This is a genomic window from Pseudomonas allokribbensis (assembly GCF_014863605.1).
GTDB classification, from domain to species: domain Bacteria; phylum Pseudomonadota; class Gammaproteobacteria; order Pseudomonadales; family Pseudomonadaceae; genus Aquipseudomonas; species Aquipseudomonas allokribbensis.
Genome location: NZ_CP062252.1, coordinates 2534424 through 2555645, shown reverse-complemented (window position 1 = coordinate 2555645; position 21222 = coordinate 2534424). Strand labels below are relative to the sequence as shown.

Sequence of the window (21222 nt, the reverse complement as noted above, 5' to 3'; positions counted from 1 at the left end):
CTCTTTATCCAAAAAATTCAGGCGGCCAGTTTACGGCGGTTATACAAACCGCCCAACAAACCGGTGAAGCATCCGATGAGTAACCCGCCGACGTGGGCGGCGTTGGCGATTTCGCCGAAACCGATCATCGAGATCAGCCCGGACATGCACACCAGCAACCACACCAGCATCATCACCAGCACGCCGCGCGGCAGGCGATAGGCCGGGTTTGGCGCCAGCAACTGGAAGATCCAGCAGTGACCGAGCAACCCGTAAAGTACGCCGGACAGACCGCCGAACAGGCTCGGGCCGCTCCACGCAAACTGCGCATAGTTCGACACCAGGCTGAACAGCAACGTCAGGCCGATCAGGTTGACGCTGCCCTGGCGCGACTCGATGCGCCGCCCCAGTTCCCAGTACCACATGCCGTTCATGGCCAGGTGCAGGATGCCGAAGTGAATCAGCATCGGCGTGAACAGACGCCACCACTGCCCCGCCGCCAGGCTGTCGGCCAATGGCGTGAAGTGGATGTAGTCGCCGATTACGCGGAAATCGAGGAAGGTCAGCCAGCGCATCGTGTCGAGGTTGTCGCCCAGATACGTCAGCCCGCCGACCAGCAGGCTCAGCAACAGAATGAACCCGGTGGCCTTGGCATGTTTCAGTTGCTCGGCGAAGCTCGGACGCTTGAACGTCGGCGCCACCGGAATATCCAGTTGCTGCTCCGGGTCACCTGCCGGGAAGCGCTCGTACAGTGAACGCACGTCGTCGCTGATTTCCGACGGCACCCACAACACCTGCTCGCCCGACTCTTCGCTGACGCGGTGAGGCACCTGCATCCGTTGCAGCAGTTTGACGAAACCGCTCAGGTCCGCCGCCAGTGGCAGACGCAATACCGCTACCGCGCTCATCGCAGCACCTCCGGCCGCTCGACATCGACCCAGACAAATTTATGCGGATCGAGGCGGGTTTCCTGATCCAGACGATAAGCCACCAGTTTGCCGTAAAGCACGGCGCTGTAATCCAGGCACGCGAGGTTCGGGCGGATCGGCGCCGGTTTGCCGCTGCGCCAGTAGTGGCCGACGAACAGCAACGGCTCTTCGACGCCGTAGCGCAGCAGGGAATTCTTTTCGCTGGAGGTCAGCGGCTTCTGCGCCACCGGCTCCGGCAAGGCGTCAGGCTGGAACACGATGTCGCCGTAGGTTTGCGGGTCGTCTTCCCAGAACTTGGTGCGGAAGAATGAACGCACCAGACCGTCGCCGCTGGTCATGGTCAGGCCATCGGGCAGGCGCATGTCGGTGCCACGCAGCAGGCGATCGAACACAGTGCAGGCGAAACTGCCCGGCACGGCCGACGCCTGGAGGAAGTGTTCATCGATGCAGCCGTCGGGGAACAGCGCGCGCAAAGGCTCGATCAGGCCGGCATCCCAACAGGCATGCACCACCCGGAAGCGTCCGGCATCGACGAACAGCGGCAGTTTGTAGAACCACTGCTGGAAGTCGTGCCAGTCGCCAGGATGGCCTTCGAACTGGGTCAGGGTTTCATGCAGCAACCGGGCGTGACGCGGCGTGTGTTCACGCACGAACTGTTTGCCGCTGCCCGGAGGCGCCGACGTGCTCCAGCCCAGCGCGTTGAACTCGTGGTTGCCCATGATGCACAGCGCCTGACCGGCCTCGACCATGTCGTGGACGATGTGCAGCGCCTCGCGAATCCGCGGGCCGCGGTCAATGATGTCGCCGACGAACACCGCCATACGCGAGGGGTGCCGCCAGACGCCTGCCTGTTTGTGATAGCCGAGCCGGTCGAGCAGGTGCTCAAGGGTCAGAGCGCAACCGTGCACGTCACCGATCAGATCGTAACCACGCGCGGGATCGAGCATCACTCGCCTCCACCCCCCAAGCGGCTGCCCCAGCCGAGCTTGGTACGGCACACTTCGTAATAGTTGTGGTCGAGCGGATGGATCAGCCGCAGCTTCTGCGCTTTCTTGCTGACAGTGATGGTGTCGCCCGGCGCGCAGGTAAAGTGGTTCTGCCCGTCACAGGAGACTTGCGGGTAAATCTGCATATCTTTGGACACGACGATCTTCAGCTCACTGTTGCCATCGACCACAATCGGCCTGCTGGACAACATATGGGGATACATCGGCACGATCACAATGGCGTCGAGCTTGGGATGCATGATCGGGCCACCGGCCGACAGCGCATACGCCGTGGAACCGGTCGGTGTGGCGACGATCAGGCCGTCGGCTTTCTGACTGCAGACGAACTGCCCGTCGATGTACAGCTCGAATTCGATCATCCGTGTCGACTTGCCGGGGTGCAGCACCACGTCGTTCAGCGCGTCGCCCTGGCCGATGGCTTCGCCGTGGCGGCGAACTTCGGCTTGCAGCAGGAAGCGGTTTTCCACCAGATAATGGCCGTCAAGCACCTTGGCGACTTCGACTTCCAGCTCATCGGGACGTATATCGGTCAGAAAGCCAAGGCTGCCACGGTTGATGCCCAGTACCGGAATATTGTGTTTGGCCAGCGCCCGGGCGGCGCCGAGCAGGCTGCCGTCACCGCCGACGACGATGACCATGTCGCAGACTTCGCCGAGCATCTTGCGCGAGGAAGTTTGCAGGCCATGACCGGGCAGGACTTCGGCGATCGTGTCTTCGAGGATCACATGCAGGTGACGATCGAGCAGAAACCGTTTCAGTCGGCGGACGGTATCCAGCACCTGGGAACTGCCCAGGCGACCGATGATGCCGATATTACGAAATTGCTCCATGGGACTCCTGCGGGGGGCTGCAACGGCGAAAACGACGATTATGGGCGAAAGCGCCGGATAGACAAAATCCTTTCAGCCCCGAGGGGGCGACCGTGTTTGAGGCTATGCTCGCAAGATGATCCTATTTCCCGATTTGCTCCAGTTGCCCCACCAATTGCGTCACCCTGAGGTGCGCGATCTGGCGTGGGTGATCCTCGCCCCGCCGATGCTCGCCGCCACGCCGTGGCCACAACGCCATCCATTGGCCGGCAGCGATTGGGTGCGCGATCCCGAACGGCTGGCGCATTGGCTGCATGAACTCGACCGCGACAGCTACGGCCTGCTCCACTGGCTGTCCCAGGCCCGCACCCGGCGTCTGGGCCTGTATTACGAACGGCTCTGGCAGTTCGCCGTCGAGCATGCGCCGGGGATCGAACTGATCGCCGCCAACCTGCCGATCCGCCGCGAGGGCCACACCCTCGGCGAACTCGACATGCTGCTGCGCGACCGCGACGGCGTGCATCACCTGGAGCTGGCGATCAAACTCTACCTCGGCCCGCAGAACGGCGACGGCCGTGATCCGGCGCAATGGCTCGGCCCCGGCTGCCATGATCGGCTGGACCGCAAACTGGCCCACCTGAGCGAACATCAGTTGCCGATTTCCGCCCGCCCGGAAAGCCGCGAAGCCCTGGCGGCGCTGGATGTCGGGACGTTCAGTGCGCAATTGTGGCTGGGCGGTTATCTGTTGTACCCGTGGCCCGGGCAATCCGAACCGCCGAGCGGCGCCCATCCGCAGCACCTGCGCGGAAGCTGGTTGCATCAAAAGGATTGGCCGGCATTTGTCGCCCAGCGCCCGGCCGGACGCTGGCAACCCCTGCCCCGCCATGCGTGGCTGGCGCCGGCGCATTACCCGGCGGATCAGACCTGGAGCCACGAGCATTTACAGGCCTGGCTCGATGAACTCGAACCGCTGGCCCCGGCGCAGTTGATGGTGCGCTTGACCGAAAATGCCCGGGGTGACTGGGAAGAGGCCGAACGGCTGTTCCTGGTTTCGGATCTGTGGCCGAACGTGCCCGGGCAGAGTTAGACGGTCAACCGCAGCGCCAGCGCGGCCAACGTCACCAGCAACACCGGCACCGTCAGCACAATCCCGACCCTGAAGTAATACCCCCAGCCGATCCGGATGTCCTTGCGCTCCAGCACATGCAGCCAGAGCAAGGTCGCCAGACTGCCGATCGGGGTGATCTTCGGCCCCAGGTCGCTGCCGATCACGTTGGCGTAGATCATCGCCTCTTTCACGACACCGGTCGCCTGGCTGGCATCGATCGACAACAGCCCGATCAGCACCGTCGGCAGGTTGTTCATGATCGACGACAACAGCGCCGTCAGCACACCAGTGCCCATGGCTGCGCCCCAGACGCCGTACCCGGCAAAGACATCCAGCCAGCCGGCCAGATGATCCGTGAGCCCGGCGTTGCGCAGTCCGTAGACCACCAAATACATGCCCAGCGAGAAAATCACGATCTGCCACGGTGCCTCTTTCATCACCTTGCGCGTGGAGATCTTGTGCCCGCGAGCGGCAATGCCCAGCAGCAATGCCGCGCACACGGCCGAAATCGCACTGATCGGAATGCCCAACGGCTCCAGGGCAAAACAGCCCACCAGCAAAATCAGCAACACCGCCCAACCGGCGTAGAACGTGGCTTTGTCGTGAATCGCCGATTCCGGATGTTCGAGCTGTTCAGGGTCGTAGTCTTTCGGGATGTCGCGGCGGAAAAACCATAACAACACCGCCAGCGTGGCGGCGACGCTGACGAAATTGACCGGCACCATCACCGCCGCATAGCGATTGAAACCGATGTGAAAAAAGTCTGCCGAGACGATGTTGACCAGGTTCGACACCACCAGCGGCAGGCTCGCGGTGTCGGCGATAAAACCGGCGCCCATGACGAACGCCAGGGTCGCCGCCGGGGAGAAACGCAGCGCCAGCAGCATGGAAATCACGATGGGCGTGAGGATCAACGCCGCGCCGTCATTGGCGAACAACGCCGACACCAGCGCACCGAGCAACACCATGAAGGCAAACAGCTTGCGCCCGCTGCCCCGCCCCCACCGCGCCACGTGCAACGCAGCCCAGGCAAAGAACCCCGCTTCGTCGAGCAGCAGGCTAATGATGATCAGCGCCACGAAAGTGCCGGTGGCGTTCCAGATAATCTGCCACACCAGCGGAATATCGCTCAGGTGCACTACACCGAAAATAAGCGCCAGAATCGCGCCGAACGTCGCACTCCAGCCGACCCCGAGGCCTTTGGGTTGCCAGATCACCAGGGTGATGGTCAGCAGGAAAATCAGTGAAGCCGTGAGCATGCAGAGCGACCTTCGATCAGGGGCAGAATGGGTATCGAGGAAGCGCACCCTGCCCGTCCGTCAACTCACAGTCGAATCACGTGCCCCTCCACCGGTGCGATATGACCATGAAACAGACGAGAAATCACGCTCTGTGCTGCCTCAAGGCCGTGACTCTCCACGACCTGCAACAGAGGGTCAGTCGGTGCGCTGACCTGGCGATAAAACCGCTGCAAACCTTCGCCGACGTACCGGTTCACGCGCTCCGCTCCCCATTCGACGCTGCGCTTGCGAATCTGGATCGGGGCAAAGAAAAACACCGGTCGCAGCCCTTCGACGGCGCCCAGTTCTGCTTCATCGGTAGTGTGCGATGAGCCAACAAAACAGCTGTAGACGAGGTGATCGGCGAAATGCTGATGCACCCGCTCGCGCAAACCCAGGTCGCCGGAAAAATCCACATAAAGCGTCGAACGATCATTGGCCAGCGCCGACAACTCTGCGTAAGACAGCGTCCGGCCATAGCAGCCCAGGCTTTCGACAAAGACCTTGTTACCGGCCGACGTCAATGCCACACATTCGAGCCTCGGATGGCCGGCCAGACACACCGCCGTACCGTAGGCGGTTTTGCTCGAAGCACTGGAAAACACCACACGGCTTGCGCCGAAGAACCGATTGTCCTGAAGGAAATCCGCCAACATCAACGACGTCAAGAACAGCGGCTTGAGCAGAATCTGCAGGTTTTCTGTCGCTGGGCGGTAATACGTGTCTTTGCTGCAGCGGGTGTATTGGTTGTAAACCGAGCTCAGCGTCTGCCGGTGCTCCGTGCCGTCATGGAAACCACGCCCGGTGACCCGCTCGGGGCGCACCCACAGATGACTGGCCAGCGGCAAGTAACCATAAAAACGCTCGCCGACCGCCACGCCTTCGACGCTGGAAGCAATCACATCGGCGAAACCCCAGGCTGGAATGTGGCCCCATTCAGCCAGCCCTGTCGGAAAGAACGCCCAGTAATGCATCGAGTCGCCATACGCGGCGTAGGTAATGTTGTTGGTGGTCAGGGCGCAACGATCGACTTTCAAAATCACTTCGCCGTCCGCCGCCACTGAACTGCGCTGTTCCTGCTCGATTCGGCTCTGGTCGAGTGCACTTTTACGGGTCACCAGTCGCGTGACAGTGATCGGACTTTGCATCGCTCGGATTCCTGCTGCGTAGAGTGGCGGGGGCGCAAACGTCACGGGCCATGCGCCCCGATGAAAACACCATCGAGGCGTGACCGATCATGGTCTGAGGCGGAATTGAAGGCTTCAGACTTTCTTGTGCTGTTCCACAAACTGCCCATAGGCGTTGATGAAACTTTGCAGGAACGGTTTCACCGATTCGTTCAACTTGCCCGCCTCATCGAACGCGGTGCCGGCACCGCCCAGGTAGGCTTCCGGCTGCTGCATGCACGGCACGTTGAGGAAAACGAAGGACTGGCGCAAATGCTGGTTGGCGCCAAAACCGCCGATGGCACCCGGCGAAACGCTGATCACTGCGCCCGGTTTGCCGCCCCAGACACTCTTGCCATAAGGCCGCGAGCCGACGTCAATCGCGTTCTTCAACGGTGCTGGTACCGAACGGTTGTACTCCGGCGTGACAAACAGCACCGCGTCGGATGAACCCACTTTTTGACGGAAAGTGCTGTAGGCTGCCGGCGGTGAATCGCCGTCGATGTCTTCGTTATAGAGTGGCAGATCGCCAATTTCGACAATGTTCAGCTTGAGGTTGGCCGGCGCCAGTTCCGCCAGCGCCAGGGCGACCTTGCGATTGATCGAGGCTTTGCGCAGGCTGCCGACGACTACAGCGACGTTATAGACATTGCTCATGTGAAGACTCTCGACTGTCCGTGGGAGGAGCCTGTAGTTATAGATGATCCGGCGACGATTCCACCAGACGACGAGGGATATTTCCCGCGTCCGGATTATTTTTTTCCTGTAGGAAAACTTACCGAGCTCGATGACGGTCTACCAAGCCGCAAATCAAGCGTTTTATCTCCAGAGGTTCTAAGCAGATGGCAGCAGTACTCGTCGGTCAGTTCCATGCAAGAGATGCGGAAGGCCGCGTTTATTCCGTGCATGAGTTCCAGGAATCCAACCCGTCGGCAGACGGTTTCACCGGCATGGAGCCCGTTACAACCTACAAACTGGCGATTGGCGATCGCGTCAACAAAGTCGATGACAACGAGTTCCTGCTGGTTCAGTCGGGCATCACGTTGATTCGCGAACCCGAGCCGACTGTCGCTTCATAACCGATTGTTATGAGCAGAAGTCATCCGCGCCGAGTTGGGGTAGGATTCAGCCACTGACCCCAACGGCCGGACATGGACTTCACGCATGCGTTTACGTCATATCGAGGTGATTCAGGCGCTTTTACAGACGGGTCACGTGGGCACCGCCGCCGAATGGCTGCAATTGCCGACGGGCGATGTCGAGGAGCGGTTGCGCGAAGCCGAGAGTCAGCTGGGGTTCATGCTGTTCGCCAGCGTACGCGGACGGCTTCAGGCCACGGCCGAAGCCCGTGCGCTGCAAGTCGAAATCGCCCACATCTATGACGCGCTGGAGCCAGTGCAACGGCTGGCCAGCAGCCTCAAGCAATACCTCGCCCCACCTCTGCGAATCATCGGCACCCCGCCGCTGGCACAGCAGCTGTTGCCGCAAAGCCTCGCCGCATTGCGCCGACGACTTCCGGACGTCCCCTGCACCCTGCTCAGCGAACCCACCCGCCACATCGTTCGCAGCCTGTTGCTGCGCGAGAGCGATCTGGGCCTGAGCCTGCACGACCCTGAACACCCCGATATCGATTGCCAGGTGCTGGCGCAAGGCAAGCTGCAATTGCTCGCGCCCCACGGCTGGCTGCAACCGAAGCAGAAGTACATTTCGCTGCAGGACCTGGCAGGCCAGGCGATGGTCGGCCTCGAAGGCCAGGACCCGTTGAGCCCGGCGCTGGAGCACAAGCTCCAGGCCTTGCGCCCGGCGCCGAGCATTCAGACCCGGGTGCAGACCCATCAGATGATGCGCAGCATGGTCGAGGCCGGTGAAGGCCTGGCCATCGTCGACCCGTTCACCGCACTCGGCGCCCGTGCCGGCGGCCTCGATGTCTGCCCGCTGTCACCGGCGGTGCCGATCAGTCTTTATGCGCTGACCTTCAAACACGCAACGCCGCCAACATCCGTCCAGACCCTGCTCGGCATTGTCACGGAACAAGCCGCGGCGATGCTGGCGAGCTGACTAGGTTTTCCAGCGGATTATCGAATATTCGATACCAGAACAACGCCACTTCGGCGGTGTTCGGGTCGATCCCGCGATAACGCAAATGGTCGATGCCACCGACCGCATAACCGCAACGCTCATATAAACGACAGGCACCGAGGTTGTTGTTCTGGGTCTCGAGCATGATCCCCGGCAGTTTTTTCTTGCGGCTCCAGAACTGCGCCACATCCAGCAATGCCTTGGCCACACCGTGACGCCGAGCCGGCGCATGCACCGCCAGTTCATCGATGTGAGCGAAACCGTTCCAGTTGGTGCTGATCACCAGATGCCCCACCGGCTGATCTTCCAGATACGCCATGAAAATCGCACTGTCGGCGGCATCGCGAAAACTGCTGAACTCCTCGGGATCGATGCCGTAGCACTTGCGGTACGGCACAATGGGCGTCACGCCCCACTGCGCGACGGGCTTGCCGATTTCGGCTGCGCCATAGGCGGCGACCTCAAAACTGAAATCACTGCCCCAGATATAAGCGGCAAAGCCATCGTCGGCGACGCGCACCGACAGCCCTGGGTATTTTGGATTCATGACCGGTTGCATACTGGGAAACGCCCTCATTCCTTGACGCAATCGACGGTGTAGTGCCGTCCATTGCCCTCATCTTCGTGTTGCAGTCCGTGCACATCGACCACAAATCCCGGAAAACTCGCATCGAACGTGCGGGCAAATTTCAGGTAATCGATGATCGACCGAGTGGATTCGGTAAAACGTTCGCCGGGCATGATCAACGGAATTCCCGGCGGATACGGCACCAGCATCACCGCCGCAACCCGGCCGTCCAGCTCATCGATCGGCACCGCCTCGACTTCGCCGCGCACCAGTTGATCGTAGGCATGGGCCGGTTTCATGGCGATTTCCGGCAGCACGGTGTACATGCGTTTAAGGTGTTTGGCGGTGGCGTTGCTGCGGTAACAGGCGTGGAGCTGATCACACAGATCGCGCAGGCCCATGCCGCGATAGCGCGCTGGAGCTTCCTGGGCGACACACTTCAGGCAGGTGTCGAGACTGACGTTGGCGTCGTAGCTGCGCTTGAACTCCAGCAGTTCGGTCAACAGCGTGCTCCACTTGCCCTTGGTGATGCCCATCGAGAACAGCACGAGGAACGAATACAGACCGGTTTTCTCCACCACCAGCCCGCGCTCCCAGAGGAAACGGCTGACCACCGCCGCCGGAATCCCCTTGTCGCTCAGCGCGCCGCCAGCGGTCAGGCCTGGCATCACCAGGGTGACCTTGATCGGATCGAGCAGCACGTAGTCATCGCTGACCTCGCCGAAGCCGTGCCAGTCCGCTTCGGGTTTCAGCAGCCAGTCTTCGGTCTGCACCCGATCGATGCCCTCGACACCCGGCGGCTGCCAGATCGAGAACCACCAGTCGTTGGCGTCGATGTGCCCACGCAGATTGGCCAGCGCCCGGCGAAAGCTCAGGGCTTCATCGAAGGTTTCCTGAAGCAGCGAACGACCGGCCGGGCCTTCCATCATGGCCGAGGCCACGTCCAGCGAGGCGATGATGCTGTACTGCGGCGACGTCGAGATGTGCATCATGAACGCCTCGTTGAACCGGTCACGGTCCAGTTGCCGCGCACCACCGTCCTGCACATGAATCATCGAAGCCTGGCTGAACGCTGCCAGCAATTTGTGCGTGGAATGGGTAGTGAAGACCAGCGGACTGTCGGCACTGCGCGAGGTGGCCATGCCGTAGCGTCCGGCAAAGAATTCGTGAAACGCCGCGTAGGCGTACCAGGCTTCGTCGAAATGCAGGACTTCGACGCTGTTGCCCAGGCTCTGTTTGATCAGTTCGGCGTTGTAACAGAGGCCGTCATAGGTGGAGTTGGTGACCACCGCCAGTTTGACTTTCGGCTCGCGGCCCTTGGTCAGCGGGCTTGCATCGATCTTGGCCTGGATCGATTCGCGGCTGAACTCGCTCAACGGAATCGGGCCGATGATCCCCAGCTCGTTGCGCTCCGGGCACAGGTACAGCGGAATCGCACCGGTCATGATGATCGCGTGCAACACCGACTTGTGGCAGTTGCGATCCACCAGCACCAGATCATCGCGCCCGACCATGGAATGCCAGACGATCTTGTTGGCGGTCGAGGTGCCATTGATCACGAAAAAGGTGTGATCGGCGCCGAAATTGCGCGCAGCCCTCGCTTCTGCTTCGGCCAACGGCCCGGTGTGATCGAGCAGCGAACCCAGCTCCGGCACCGACACCGACAAATCCGAACGCAGGGTGTTTTCACCGAAGAACTGGTGAAACGCCTGCCCTACCGGGCTTTTGTGATACGCAACGCCGCCGCCATGGCCGGGGGTGTGCCAGGAATAGTTGGAATCGGCGGTGTGCTGCACCAACGCCTTGAAGAACGGTGGCAACAGCCCGTCCAGATACTTGCGCGCTGCCCGCGCCACCTGGCGGGCGAGAAACGGCACCGTGTCTTCGAACAGATAGAGAATGCCGCGCAACTGATTGAGCTCGGCCATGGCATCGGCCGGGGCGTTCTCCAAAGTGACCTGCTCACCGAGCGCGAAGATCGGCAAGTCCGGCGCCCGCACCCGGGCCAGACCGATCAGTTCGGCCATGTTCTGCAACAAATGGGAATTGGTGCTCGCGTCTTCGGCGGCGATCAACATGCACGCCAGACCATGATGAGTCGATGCCACCAGCCGGCCCTCGGTGTAGTCCGTGGCCGAAACGATGCTGAAACCTTCCTGCTCCAGTTCATGGGCGATGCCGCGAATGCGTTCGCCGGCAACCGTATCGGCCTTGATGTCGCGGTGAACGATCAACACCGGGAACTTCAGATCTTTGTACATGGGGCTCAGTGTCCTGAGGCGGCGGAGAGTGATCTGCCAATGTCCTCAGGGTAGAGGGTCGGAGCGGATGTGGCGAGGGTGGCCAGTTGTCAGTACTGCCAAAAACAAAGGATCGTCCGAACGCGGCCAGAGCGCTCGGACGATCCTTTGTGCTTTACGCCTGGGCTTCGGCTTCCAGCAGCTGAGTCCACAGCGCCGGTGCGCCGGCCGACTTGGCGATGATTTCCAGGCGCACCTGGTGTTCGGCCAGCTCGGCTTCGGTGGCGCGAATGATCCGCCCCGGCTGACGATCCGCCGGCAAACGGCGGATTTCGGTGGCGGAGTTATCCGCACCGTTGCCGGTTCCGTTGCCGTCGGAGGCGTTACCGGCCAGCGACAGACTGGTCTGGCCACCGGTCATGGTCAGGTAGACGTCGGCGAGAATCTCCGAGTCGAGCAATGCGCCGTGCAGCTCACGGCCGGAGTTGTCGACGCCGTAACGTTTGCACAGGGCATCGAGGCTGTTGCGCTGACCCGGGTGACGTTCCCGGGCCATCATCAGGGTGTCGAGGATCGAGCAGTGCTGCGTGATGTCGGCACGATCCTGTTGACCCATCAGGGCGAATTCGTTGTTGATGAAGCCAACGTCGAACGCCGCGTTATGGATGATCAGTTGCGCGCCGTTGATGAACTCGAAGAACTCATCGGCCACTTCGGCAAAACGCGGCTTGCCGACCAGAAATTCGTTGGTGATGCCATGGACGCCGATCGCGCCTTCGTCACTCTCGCGGTCCGGTTGCAGGTAAACGTGAAAGTGCCGGCCCGTCAGGCGCCGACCGATCAGCTCGACGCAACCGATTTCAATGATCCGGTGACCATCGGTCACCGGCATGCCGGTGGTTTCGGTATCGAGTACAACGGATCTGGTGGCCATCAGTGTTCAGCTCTCAACGGGTCAATCGTGCAAAAACGGCGATGTTAACACGCCCGTGGCGCGCGTCGCCCACGCTCTGGTGATCGGCGCTCATGCAGTTTTTAACAATCATTAGCAATGTTCATAAAGTCTGGGGGAAACCGGCTTGTTAGCGTGCGCGGCTTGTTTCTCACGGACTCAGGCACCTCATGAAGACTGCACGGATTTTACTGCTCGGCGGCTGTTTGCTGATAGCTGACGCCCACGCCACTAGCTTCGTCATCAGCACCGACATCACCCTGAGCCTTACGCTCAGCTCCAGCAAAGGCACCAGCGGTTCGTTCAAGGACGACAAAATCGTGCTGGCCTCCAAGGATGATGCAGCGGCCTTTGTTGCCAGCAACGGGGACATTCGCGGCGCGCAGATGGAAGCGGCGTTCCAGCGGATTCGCAGCCTGTTGCCGGAACTGCCCGCCACCGACCTGCAACTGGCCGGCGCCATTTTGATGCTCTGATCAGTCCTGCTTGTAGCCGCGAATCTCATCCACACCACGGTTGGCCAACTGGTCGGCGCGTTCGTTGCCGTGGTGGCCGATGTGGCCGCGCACCCATTTCCAGGTGACTTTGTGGCGATTGACCTGCTCGTCCAGCTCTTTCCACAGGTCGGCGTTTTTCACAGGCTCTTTGGCGGCGGTTTTCCAGCCGCGCTTCTTCCAGTTGGCCATCCACTCGTTGATGCCTTTCATCACGTATTGCGAGTCGGTCACCAGCAGCACTTCGCACGGACGCTTGAGGGCTTCCAGGCCGCGGATCGCACCGAGCAGTTCCATGCGGTTGTTGGTGGTGTTGGCTTCGCCGCCCCACAGTTCCTTTTCGACGCCCTTGCACACCAGCAAGGCGCCCCAGCCGCCGGGGCCGGGGTTGCCCTTGCAGGCGCCATCAGTGAACAGTTCTACGCTATCGACGCTTTCGCTCATGCCAATCTATCCAGAAAAAATGCGTTGCCCCGTCGATCACGGATCGACGATGGCCGAGGCCGGGACAGACCCGGCCACAAATAAAAGAAGGTTTACGGTTCGATACGGCGGCGATTGACCTTGGCCATCGGCAGCGGAATCAGCTTGCCCATCGGCTCGCGGCGCTCCTGGCGCACCGGACGCAGGCCGACCACGATCTTGCGCGCAACCAGCAGATAGAAGCCGCCGCCCGACAGTTGCCAGTCGCCGGCCTTGCGTTCCCAGCCGGCCAGACGGGCCTGCCACTTGGGTGACGCGAGCGGCGGACGATAGCACCCGAAGCGGCGTTTCTCCAGCGCGAAGCCCAGCAGGTTGAGCCAGTCGGCGACCCGTGACGGCGAGATGCAGCGCGCCTGATGCAAGGCGTCATGAGCGAACACATGACGCAGGCCCCAGGTGCTCCAGGGGTTGATGCCGACGATCAGCAGATGCCCGCCGGGGCGCACGCTGCTGGCCGCTTCACGCAGCAAACCGTGGGGCGACAGGCAGAAATCCAGGCCATGCTGCAACACCACCACGTCGGCGGCGTGCTCGCTCAACGGCCAGGCCTGTTCCTCGCAGACGATCTCGACACCGGGCAATGGTGCGCCAAGCCGCACGTTGCGCTGCACCTGCGGCGCCGACGGCGGCGTTTCGGCGGACGGGCCGTAATGCACCAGATAGCCGCCGAAGAACCGGCCGAGCTCGTCTTCGAGCATGCGGCGCTCTTCGTCCAGCAGAAATTGCCCGAGGGGGCCGGACAGCCACTCACGGGCCGCACCGATCAGGGCGAGCCAGTCAGGATCGGCCTGAGCGAACGCTTTATCGATCATTGCATTCTCCAACACGCCAGGAACCTCTAAGATGCGCCAATGTTACCTGCTTGGCGAATCCGAAGATGATACAGATCAGTGCCCTGCCCGCCTTCACCGACAACTACATCTGGTTGTTACAGGATCATGCCACCCAGCGTTGCGCGGTGGTCGATCCGGGGGATGCCGCCCCTGTGCAGGCATGGCTCGCTGCGCATCCGGGCTGGGTGCTCGCCGATATTCTGATCACTCATCATCACCATGATCATGTCGGCGGCGTCGAAACGCTGAAGCAGGCAACCGATGCCACGGTCTACGGGCCGGCCAGCGAAAGCATTCCCGGGCGTGATGTGGCGCTCAAGGACAACGACAAGGTGCGTGTGCTCGGCTGGGATTTCGATGTCTACGCCGTTCCCGGCCATACCCTGGGGCACATCGCCTATTACCACCACGGCCTGCTGTTCTGCGGCGACACCCTGTTCGCCGCCGGTTGCGGCCGGTTGTTCGAAGGCACGCCGGAGCAAATGCACCATTCGCTCGGTCGTCTGGCGTCGCTGCCCGAGGACACGCTGGTCTACTGCACTCACGAATACACCCTGAGCAACCTGAAATTTGCCGCCGCCGTGGAACCGGGCAACCCGAACATTGCCGCCCGTCTGGAAAAAGTCACCCAGCAACGGCAGAACGGCGTCATGACCCTGCCCTCGACCCTGGCCCTGGAAAAGCTCACAAACCCGTTTTTGCGTACCGGTGAAACATTAGTTAAACAAAAAGTGGACGAACGGAATGGCGCTCAAAACCGGGCGCCGAGTGAGGTTTTTGCGGCTCTGCGGGCTTGGAAAGATAAGTTCTAAGCCGTTCACCACTTGGTACAAAAACTCTGAATGGTTGACCGCAGGGGGTGCGCTTTCTAGAATCCCCCGACATTTTTGCCCGGAACTTACTTCCAGCCAATGTCGTCATCCATACGTAAGTCCGTCAATTCAGACGCATTGACCCGCCTGGCGCAAGCCATCGCGGTGGCTGTGTCCGCCACGCTGGCGGGCTGTTCCAGCCATGCTCCGCAGACTGAAGCGACCCATACGCCGAACATTGCTGCGCGAGCCAAGCAGAAGCCCATCTGGTTGTCCGAGAAGCCCAGCCCGCAGGTGCCCCAGGACATCTGGGAGCGCATGCGCGGTGGTTTCCAGCTCCAGGAAGGCCTGGGCGTGAACCCGCGCATTGAGCAACAGCGCCTGTGGTTCGCCAGTAACCCTTCCTTTCTCGAGAACGCCGGGGAACGCGGCAGCCTCTACATTCATTACATCGTCGAGCGCCTCGAAGAACGCAACATGCCGCTGGAACTGGCGCTGCTGCCAGTGATTGAAAGCGCCTACAACCCGATGGCCTATTCCCGGGCCGACGCGGTGGGTCTCTGGCAATTCATCCCTTCCACCGGGCGTTACTACAACCTGCGCCAGACCCGTTTCTACGACGGCCGTCGCGACATCACTGCCTCGACCACGGCAGCGATGGATTACCTGACCCGTCTGCACGACATGTTCAACGGTGACTGGCTGCTGGCCCTGGCGGCCTACAACGCCGGCGAAGGCACAGTCAGCCGCGCCATCGAACGCAACGAGCGACTGGGTCTTCCGACCGACTACTGGAACCTGCCGCTGCCGGCAGAAACCCAGGCCTACGTGCCGAAACTGCTGGCGCTGTCGCAAGTGGTGCTGTCGCCGGAAGCCTACGGGGTGAACCTCAACCCGATCGCCAACGAACCGTATTTCCAGGTCGTCGAAATCAACCAGCGCATGGACCTGTCCAAGGTTGCAGCGGTGGCCAACATCGACGAAGACGAGCTGTTCCAGCTCAACCCGGCCTTCAAGCAGCGCACCACCATCGACGGCCCGCAGCACCTGCTGGTGCCGACCTCGAAGGCGCAGCTGCTGACCGCCAGCCTGCAGACCATGCGTCCTGAAGAACTGATCAGCCCTCGATCGCTGAAACCGGTCTTCGAAGGCGCCGATCCGACCGAAGTCGCGAAGCTCAAGCGTGCCTACCGGGTCAAACGCGGTGACAACCTCGCGTCCATCGCCAAGGCCAACAAGGTCGACGTCAAGGACCTGCAACGCTGGAACAAGATGACCGGCAAGAACCTCAAGGTCGGCCAGACCCTGGTCATGCAGGACACCACCAAGCGCACGCCGGCCCGCAACACCAGCGGCGGACGCATCAACACGGTGCTGGCCGCCAACAGCAAGACCAGCAGCAAGACCGACAACCAGAAACAGACCCAATACAAGGTCAAGCAAGGCGACACGCTGTACGTGGTGGCCAAGCGTTTCAACGTCGAGATGCAGCATCTCAAGCGCTGGAACCCGGGCGCTGGCAAGGCGCTCAAGCCTGGGCAGATGCTCACGGTTTACCAGCCGCACTGATAAAGAGCCCCTGAATTTCAGGGGCTTTTTTTGCCTGTCATTTTTTGCCTTCGCCGCCAGCGACTCCCACAATTAAGCGCGCATTACCCCCCTGTCTTTTTCCTGTCCATACAAGCTGTTACTGTACGGCCCACAAAGCCCAAGCCGCCTGGATCGGATCTGACTTGAAGCGTCCCCTCCTCCTGCTCCTGATCAGCCTGGCCTTGAGCTCCCCCGTCAGCGCGACGATCACCGAAAGTCACGGTTATGCGCAGTTCGGCACGCTCAAGTACCCGGCCAGATTTACCCACTTCGACTGGGTCAACCCGCAAGCGCCCAAGGGCGGCACCTTGCGGGTGATGGCGTTTGGCACCTTCGATACGCTGAATCCCTACACCTTCAAGGGCACCAGCCCGGTCACCACCCCGAATTTCCTGCAATACGGCATCAACGAGCTGAACGAGCCGCTGATGGTCGGCACCGGCCAGTATTCGCCTTCCGGCGATGAACCGGCCTCCAGCTATGGCCTGATCGCTCAATCGGTGGAATACAGCGAAGACCGCAGCTGGGTGGTGTTCAACCTGCGCCCCGAAGCACGTTTCCACGACGGCACGCCGATCACCGCCTACGACGTGGCGTTCTCCTATCGCCTGTTGCTCAAGGAAGGTCATCCGCTGTATCGCACCGCCCTTCAGGAAGTGTTGCGGGTCGACATCCTCAACCCGCAGCGCATTCGTTTCGTGATGAAACGCTCGGGCAACCCGCTGCTGATCCTGCGTCTGGGCGAGTTGCCGGTGCTGCCCCAGCATTACTGGAAGGGCCGCGACTTCAAGGCCACCACGTTCGAACCGCCGCTGGGCAGCGGACCGTACCGCATCACCTCGGTGACGCCGGGGCGGCAACTGGTGTTCGAGCGGGTCAAGGATTACTGGGGCAAGGATTTGCCGGTCAATCGCGGCAAGTACAACTTCGATCGCATGGAAGTCGAGTTCTACCGCGACAGCGACGTGGCCTTCGAAGCCTTTAAGGCCGGTGAGTTCGACATCTACATCGAGCATCAGGCGAAGAACTGGGCCAACGGCTACAACTTCCCGGCGATCCGTCGTGGCGATGTGATCAAGGCGCAGATCCCGCACCAGATCCCGACCCAGAGCCAGGGCTTGTTCATGAACACCCGCCGCCCGACTTTCGCCGAGGTGAAGGTTCGTGAGGCGTTGGGCCTGATGTTCGACTTCGAGTGGACCAACCGCGCGCTGTTCAGCGACGCCTACAAGCGCACCACCAGTTACTACCCCAACAGCGAATTCAGCGCCAGCGGTCTGCCGGTCGGTCACGAATGGCTGATGCTCAAACCGTACAAGGATCAATTGCCGGCCCGACTGTTCACCGAGCCGTTCACGCTGCCGCAGACCGACGGGCGCGGCATTCCCCGTGAAACCATGCGCAAGGCCCTCGCATTGCTGGCCGAGGCTGGCTGGAAGCTCAATGGCCAGCGCTTGCAGAACGCTGCCGGCCAACCGCTGAGTTTCGAACTGCTGCTGGTCAATCCGAACCTTGAGCGGATCCTTCAACCGTACATTGAAAACCTCAACAGCATCGGCATCGACGCACGCCTGCGCACGGTGGACCGCGCCCAGTACAAACAACGCCTGGATCAGTTCGATTTCGACATGATCCTCATGACCCTCAACCAGACCCTCAGCCCGGGTCTGGAACAGTGGCAGTACTTCCATTCCAGCCAGGTCGGGGTCAAGGGCAGCAAGAATTACGCGGGCATCGCCAACCCGGTGGTCGATCATCTGCTCGAGCAATTGCTCGCCGCCCGCACCCGCGACGAACAGGTCGCCGCCGGCAAGGCGCTGGACCGCGTGCTGCTCTGGCAGCACTACAGCATTCCCAACTGGTACCTCAATTATCACCGTCTGGCGTACCGCAACCGGTTCGCCTTCGTCAGCACGCCGCCCTACACCCTGGGCCTGAGCGCGTGGTGGCTGAAATCTTCGGAGAAAGGTCAATGAACGCCGTTCGCACCCTGCTCGTGCAGGCTTGCGGCCTGTTGTTCGCCGGGCTGGCCTGCGCCGCCCCGCAACACGCCGTGACGCTGTACAACGAGCCGCCGAAATACCCCGCCGACTTCAAGCACTTCGATTACGTGAACGCCGACGCGCCCAAGGGCGGGATTTTCCGTCAGGCCGGTTTTGGCGGCTTCGACAGCCTCAATCCATTCATCAGCAAAGGCGTGCCGGCGGACGATGTCGGGCAGATCTACGACACCCTGACCAAGCACAGCCTCGACGAGCCGTTCACCGAATACGGCCTGATCGCCAGCAAGATCGAAAAGGCCCCGGACAACAGCTGGGTGCGCTTCTACTTGCACCCCGAAGCGCGCTTCCACGACGGTCACCCGGTGCGCGCCGAAGACGTGGTGTTCAGCTTCGAGACCCTGACCAAGGAAGGCTCGCCGATGTTTCGCGGCTACTACAGCGACGTCGAAGAAGCCGTCGCCGAAGACCCGCTCACGGTGCTGTTCAAGTTCAAGCACAACAACAATCGCGAGCTGCCGCTGATCCTTGGCCAGTTGCCGGTGCTGCCGAAACACTGGTGGGCCAGTCGCGACTTCAACAAGGGCAATCTGGAAATCCCGCTGGGCAGCGGCCCGTACAAGGTCGCCGAAGTGAAGGCCGGACGCTCGGTGCGTTACGAGCGGGTCAAGGATTACTGGGGCAAGGACCTGCCGGTCAATCGCGGGTTCTACAACTTCGACGTGCTGACCACCGACTATTACCGCGACAACACCGTCGCACTGGAAGCGCTGAAGGCCGGGCAGTTCGACTACTGGCTGGAAATGACCGCGAAGAACTGGGCCAACGCCTACAACATCCCGGCCGTCACCGAGGGCCGACTGGTCAAGGAACTGATCCCCAACGGCAACCCGACCGGCATGCAAGGCTTCGTCTTCAACCTGCGTCGCCCGGTGTTCCAGGACTTTCGCGTGCGTCAGGCACTGGGTCTGTTGCTTGACTTCGAATGGACCAACAAGCAACTGTTCAACAGCGCCTACGTGCGCACCCGCAGCTACTTCGAGAACTCGGAAATGGCCGCCACCGGCCTGCCGGACGCCGATCAACTGGCGATCCTCGACCCGTTCCGCCGCCAGCTCCCGGCGCAGGTGTTCAGCGAAGCCTTCGAGAACCCGAAGACCGACGCCAGCGGCATGATCCGCCTGCAGCAACGCGAGGCCTATCAACTGCTGCAAGAGGCCGGGTGGAAGATCGTCGACGACAAAATGGTCGACGCCACCGGCAAACCGGTGGTCATCGAATTCCTGCTGGCCCAGACCGAATTCGAACGGGTGCTGCTGCCATTCAAACGCAACCTCGCGGACCTTGGCATCGATCTGGTGATCCGCCGCGTCGACGTCTCGCAATACGTCAACCGTGTGCGTTCGCGGGACTTCGACATGATCGTCGGCAGCTTTCCGCAGTCCAACTCACCCGGTAACGAGCAACGCGAATTCTGGATGAGCGCCGCCGCCGACAAGCCGAGCAGCCGCAACTCGATGGGCCTGAAGGACCCGGTGGTCGATCATCTAGTGGAGAACCTGATCAACGCCGATTCGCGCAAAAGCCTGGTGGCCCACGCCCGCGCTCTCGACCGCGTGCTGCAATGGGGTTACTACGTGATCCCCAACTGGCACATCAAGAGCTGGCGCGTGGCGTACTGGAACCACATCGGCCACCCGAAAGTCTCCCCCAAGTACGACATCGGCATTAACACCTGGTGGGTCAAACCCGACACAAAACCTGCGGTAGAAGTGCAAACCCAACTGCAAGCCGACCCTGTGGGCACGGAGTAATCAGATGCTGGCGTATATTTTTCGGCGACTGTTGCTGATCATCCCGACCCTGTTCGGCATTCTGCTGATCAACTTCGTGATCATCCAGGCCGCGCCCGGCGGGCCGGTGGAGCAGATGATCGCCAAGCTCGAAGGCTTCGAAGGCGCCACCAGCCGCATCGCTGGCGGCGGCGCCGAAGTGTCGGTGGCCGGCTCGGCCTATCGCGGCGCGCAAGGCCTGGACCCGGCGCTGATCAAGGAAATCGAGCACATGTACGGTTTCGACAAGTCGGCGCCGGAACGGCTGTGGATCATGGTCAAGAACTATGCGTCCCTGGACTTCGGCGACAGCTTCTTCCGCGACGCCAAGGTCATCGACCTGATCAAGGAGAAGATGCCGGTATCGATCTCGCTGGGGCTGTGGAGCACGCTGATCATGTACCTGGTGTCGATCCCGCTGGGGATCGCCAAGGCCACGCGACACGGCAGTCATTTCGACGTCTGGACCAGTTCGGCGATCATCGTCGGTTATGCGATTCCGGCGTTTCTGTTTGCGATCCTGTTGATCGTGGTGTTTGCCGGTGGCAGTTATCTGGACTGGTTTCCTTTACGCGGCCTGACCTCGAACAACTTCGACGAGCTGAGCCTGGGCGGCAAGGTCCTCGATTACTTCTGGCACCTGGCGCTGCCAGTGACCGCGCTGGTAATCGGCAACTTCGCAACCATGACCCTGCTGACCAAAAACAGCTTCCTCGACGAGATCAACAAGCAGTACGTGGTCACCGCCAAGGCCAAGGGCCTGACCCGTCACCGCGTGCTCTACCGTCATGTGTTCCGCAACGCGATGCTGCTGGTGATCGCCGGGTTCCCGTCGGCGTTCATCGGGATCTTCTTCACAGGCTCCCTGCTGGTGGAAGTGATCTTCTCCCTCGACGGCCTCGGCCTGATGAGTTTCGAGGCGGCGATCAACCGCGATTACCCGGTGGTGTTCGGCACCCTGTTCATCTTCACCCTGCTGGGGCTGGTGGTGAAACTGATCGGCGACCTCACCTACACCCTGGTCGATCCGCGCATCGACTTTGCCAGCCGGGAGCATTGAG

Annotated in this window: 20 protein-coding genes; 9 read left to right on the top strand and 11 right to left on the bottom strand. The window is 61.3% G+C overall.

Features of this window, described 5'->3' with window-relative positions; genetic code table 11:
* Positions 1-17: 17 nt before the first annotated feature.
* From IF199_RS11825 to IF199_RS11815, 3 genes are read right to left on the bottom strand one after another with little or no spacing between them, the layout of a single operon-like run.
* A complete protein-coding gene (locus IF199_RS11825) occupies positions 18-887 on the bottom strand; it encodes a rhomboid family intramembrane serine protease (protein WP_102621882.1) in 870 nt (289 codons plus the stop codon).
* A complete protein-coding gene (locus tag IF199_RS11820) occupies positions 884-1858 on the bottom strand; it encodes a metallophosphoesterase (RefSeq protein ID WP_425220381.1) in 975 nt (324 codons plus the stop codon). Before IF199_RS11820 ends, IF199_RS11825 begins: the two co-directional genes overlap by 4 nt.
* Positions 1855-2745 (bottom strand): NAD(+) kinase, encoded by an 891-nt coding sequence (locus IF199_RS11815; protein WP_085733063.1) that lies wholly within the window; start codon positions 2743-2745, stop codon positions 1855-1857. Before IF199_RS11815 ends, IF199_RS11820 begins: the two co-directional genes overlap by 4 nt.
* Positions 2746-2860: 115 nt before the next feature.
* On the opposite strand from IF199_RS11815, the gene IF199_RS11810 reads away from it, so the two are divergent.
* Positions 2861-3811, top strand: coding sequence for a DUF1853 family protein (locus tag IF199_RS11810; RefSeq protein WP_096820543.1), 951 nt, complete (start codon positions 2861-2863; stop codon positions 3809-3811).
* Here the strand turns inward: IF199_RS11810 and IF199_RS11805 are convergent.
* From IF199_RS11805 to IF199_RS11795, 3 genes are all read right to left on the bottom strand, one after another.
* Complete coding sequence (locus IF199_RS11805) at positions 3808-5091, bottom strand: arsenic transporter (protein ID WP_192560470.1); 1284 nt, start codon at positions 5089-5091, stop codon at positions 3808-3810. The genes IF199_RS11810 and IF199_RS11805 overlap by 4 nt on opposite strands.
* 65 nt (positions 5092-5156) lie before the next feature.
* Positions 5157-6260: a DUF2855 family protein gene (locus IF199_RS11800; protein ID WP_192560469.1), complete on the bottom strand. Its 1104-nt coding sequence runs from the start codon at positions 6258-6260 to the stop codon at positions 5157-5159.
* 114 nt (positions 6261-6374) lie between these two features.
* Positions 6375-6935 (bottom strand): NADPH-dependent FMN reductase, encoded by a 561-nt coding sequence (locus IF199_RS11795; RefSeq protein WP_096820540.1) that lies wholly within the window; start codon positions 6933-6935, stop codon positions 6375-6377.
* Between the two features lie 185 nt (positions 6936-7120).
* On the opposite strand from IF199_RS11795, the gene IF199_RS11790 reads away from it, so the two are divergent.
* Positions 7121-7357, top strand: a complete 237-nt coding sequence (locus IF199_RS11790; RefSeq protein WP_085733066.1) for a hypothetical protein — start codon at positions 7121-7123, stop codon at positions 7355-7357.
* A gap of 85 nt (positions 7358-7442) precedes the next feature.
* Entirely contained in the window at positions 7443-8336 is an 894-nt protein-coding gene (locus tag IF199_RS11785; protein ID WP_102621887.1) for a LysR substrate-binding domain-containing protein, read from the top strand.
* Here IF199_RS11785 and IF199_RS11780 read toward each other — a convergent pair.
* From IF199_RS11780 to dnaQ, 3 genes are all read right to left on the bottom strand, one after another.
* Positions 8302-8916 carry a GNAT family N-acetyltransferase gene (locus tag IF199_RS11780; protein WP_192560468.1) on the bottom strand — a complete coding sequence of 205 codons (615 nt, stop codon included), beginning with the start codon at positions 8914-8916 and terminating at the stop codon, positions 8302-8304. The two genes, IF199_RS11785 and IF199_RS11780, sit on opposite strands and share 35 nt — an antisense overlap.
* Before the next feature lie 14 nt (positions 8917-8930).
* Positions 8931-11186, bottom strand: a complete 2256-nt coding sequence (locus tag IF199_RS11775) for an Orn/Lys/Arg family decarboxylase (protein ID WP_096820537.1) — start codon at positions 11184-11186, stop codon at positions 8931-8933.
* 154 nt (positions 11187-11340) lie between these two features.
* Positions 11341-12099: a DNA polymerase III subunit epsilon gene (dnaQ, locus tag IF199_RS11770; RefSeq protein WP_096820536.1), complete on the bottom strand. Its 759-nt coding sequence runs from the start codon at positions 12097-12099 to the stop codon at positions 11341-11343.
* 188 nt (positions 12100-12287) lie between these two features.
* Between dnaQ and IF199_RS11765 the strand changes: the two genes are divergently transcribed.
* Positions 12288-12593 (top strand): DUF2388 domain-containing protein, encoded by a 306-nt coding sequence (locus IF199_RS11765; protein WP_192560467.1) that lies wholly within the window; start codon positions 12288-12290, stop codon positions 12591-12593.
* Here the strand turns inward: IF199_RS11765 and rnhA are convergent, their stop codons facing one another.
* Both rnhA and IF199_RS11755 read right to left on the bottom strand, forming a co-directional pair.
* Positions 12594-13055 carry a ribonuclease HI gene (gene rnhA / locus IF199_RS11760; RefSeq protein WP_096820534.1) on the bottom strand — a complete coding sequence of 154 codons (462 nt, stop codon included), beginning with the start codon at positions 13053-13055 and terminating at the stop codon, positions 12594-12596.
* A gap of 92 nt (positions 13056-13147) precedes the next feature.
* A complete protein-coding gene (locus IF199_RS11755) occupies positions 13148-13906 on the bottom strand; it encodes a methyltransferase domain-containing protein (RefSeq protein ID WP_011333614.1) in 759 nt (252 codons plus the stop codon).
* Between the two features lie 65 nt (positions 13907-13971).
* Here IF199_RS11755 and gloB point away from each other — a divergent pair, with 65 nt between their 5' ends.
* From gloB to IF199_RS11730, 5 genes are all read left to right on the top strand, one after another.
* Complete coding sequence (gloB, locus tag IF199_RS11750) at positions 13972-14739, top strand: hydroxyacylglutathione hydrolase (protein ID WP_192560466.1); 768 nt, start codon at positions 13972-13974, stop codon at positions 14737-14739.
* Between the two features lie 99 nt (positions 14740-14838).
* Entirely contained in the window at positions 14839-16308 is a 1470-nt protein-coding gene (locus IF199_RS11745) for a transglycosylase SLT domain-containing protein (protein ID WP_096820533.1), read from the top strand.
* 164 nt (positions 16309-16472) lie between these two features.
* Positions 16473-18305 carry an extracellular solute-binding protein gene (locus IF199_RS11740; protein ID WP_096820532.1) on the top strand — a complete coding sequence of 611 codons (1833 nt, stop codon included), beginning with the start codon at positions 16473-16475 and terminating at the stop codon, positions 18303-18305.
* On the top strand, positions 18302-20143 hold the full coding sequence (locus IF199_RS11735; protein ID WP_192560465.1) for an extracellular solute-binding protein: 1842 nt from the start codon (positions 18302-18304) through the stop codon (positions 20141-20143). Before IF199_RS11740 ends, IF199_RS11735 begins: the two co-directional genes overlap by 4 nt.
* A 4-nt stretch (positions 20144-20147) precedes the next feature.
* Positions 20148-21221, top strand: coding sequence for a microcin C ABC transporter permease YejB (locus tag IF199_RS11730; protein ID WP_192560464.1), 1074 nt, complete (start codon positions 20148-20150; stop codon positions 21219-21221).
* Position 21222 lies beyond the last annotated feature (1 nt).

Excerpts from the sequence above, each read along its gene's own strand:
- IF199_RS11805 (WP_192560470.1), bottom strand. The coding sequence starts at position 5,091 with ATGCTCACGGCTTCACTGATTTTCCTGCTGACCATCACCCTGGTGATC.
- IF199_RS11825 (WP_102621882.1), bottom strand. The coding sequence starts at position 887 with ATGAGCGCGGTAGCGGTATTGCGTCTGCCACTGGCGGCGGACCTGAGC.
- IF199_RS11815 (WP_085733063.1), bottom strand. The coding sequence starts at position 2,745 with ATGGAGCAATTTCGTAATATCGGCATCATCGGTCGCCTGGGCAGTTCC.
- IF199_RS11785 (WP_102621887.1), top strand. The coding sequence starts at position 7,443 with ATGCGTTTACGTCATATCGAGGTGATTCAGGCGCTTTTACAGACGGGT.
- IF199_RS11810 (WP_096820543.1), top strand. The coding sequence starts at position 2,861 with ATGATCCTATTTCCCGATTTGCTCCAGTTGCCCCACCAATTGCGTCAC.
- IF199_RS11775 (WP_096820537.1), bottom strand. The coding sequence starts at position 11,186 with ATGTACAAAGATCTGAAGTTCCCGGTGTTGATCGTTCACCGCGACATC.
- rnhA (WP_096820534.1), bottom strand. The coding sequence starts at position 13,055 with ATGAGCGAAAGCGTCGATAGCGTAGAACTGTTCACTGATGGCGCCTGC.
- IF199_RS11800 (WP_192560469.1), bottom strand. The coding sequence starts at position 6,260 with ATGCAAAGTCCGATCACTGTCACGCGACTGGTGACCCGTAAAAGTGCA.
- IF199_RS11795 (WP_096820540.1), bottom strand. The coding sequence starts at position 6,935 with ATGAGCAATGTCTATAACGTCGCTGTAGTCGTCGGCAGCCTGCGCAAA.
- IF199_RS11765 (WP_192560467.1), top strand. The coding sequence starts at position 12,288 with ATGAAGACTGCACGGATTTTACTGCTCGGCGGCTGTTTGCTGATAGCT.
- dnaQ (WP_096820536.1), bottom strand. The coding sequence starts at position 12,099 with ATGGCCACCAGATCCGTTGTACTCGATACCGAAACCACCGGCATGCCG.
- IF199_RS11735 (WP_192560465.1), top strand. The coding sequence starts at position 18,302 with ATGAACGCCGTTCGCACCCTGCTCGTGCAGGCTTGCGGCCTGTTGTTC.
- IF199_RS11780 (WP_192560468.1), bottom strand. The coding sequence starts at position 8,916 with ATGCAACCGGTCATGAATCCAAAATACCCAGGGCTGTCGGTGCGCGTC.
- IF199_RS11745 (WP_096820533.1), top strand. The coding sequence starts at position 14,839 with ATGTCGTCATCCATACGTAAGTCCGTCAATTCAGACGCATTGACCCGC.
- gloB (WP_192560466.1), top strand. The coding sequence starts at position 13,972 with ATGATACAGATCAGTGCCCTGCCCGCCTTCACCGACAACTACATCTGG.
- IF199_RS11790 (WP_085733066.1), top strand. The coding sequence starts at position 7,121 with ATGGCAGCAGTACTCGTCGGTCAGTTCCATGCAAGAGATGCGGAAGGC.
- IF199_RS11730 (WP_192560464.1), top strand. The coding sequence starts at position 20,148 with ATGCTGGCGTATATTTTTCGGCGACTGTTGCTGATCATCCCGACCCTG.
- IF199_RS11755 (WP_011333614.1), bottom strand. The coding sequence starts at position 13,906 with ATGATCGATAAAGCGTTCGCTCAGGCCGATCCTGACTGGCTCGCCCTG.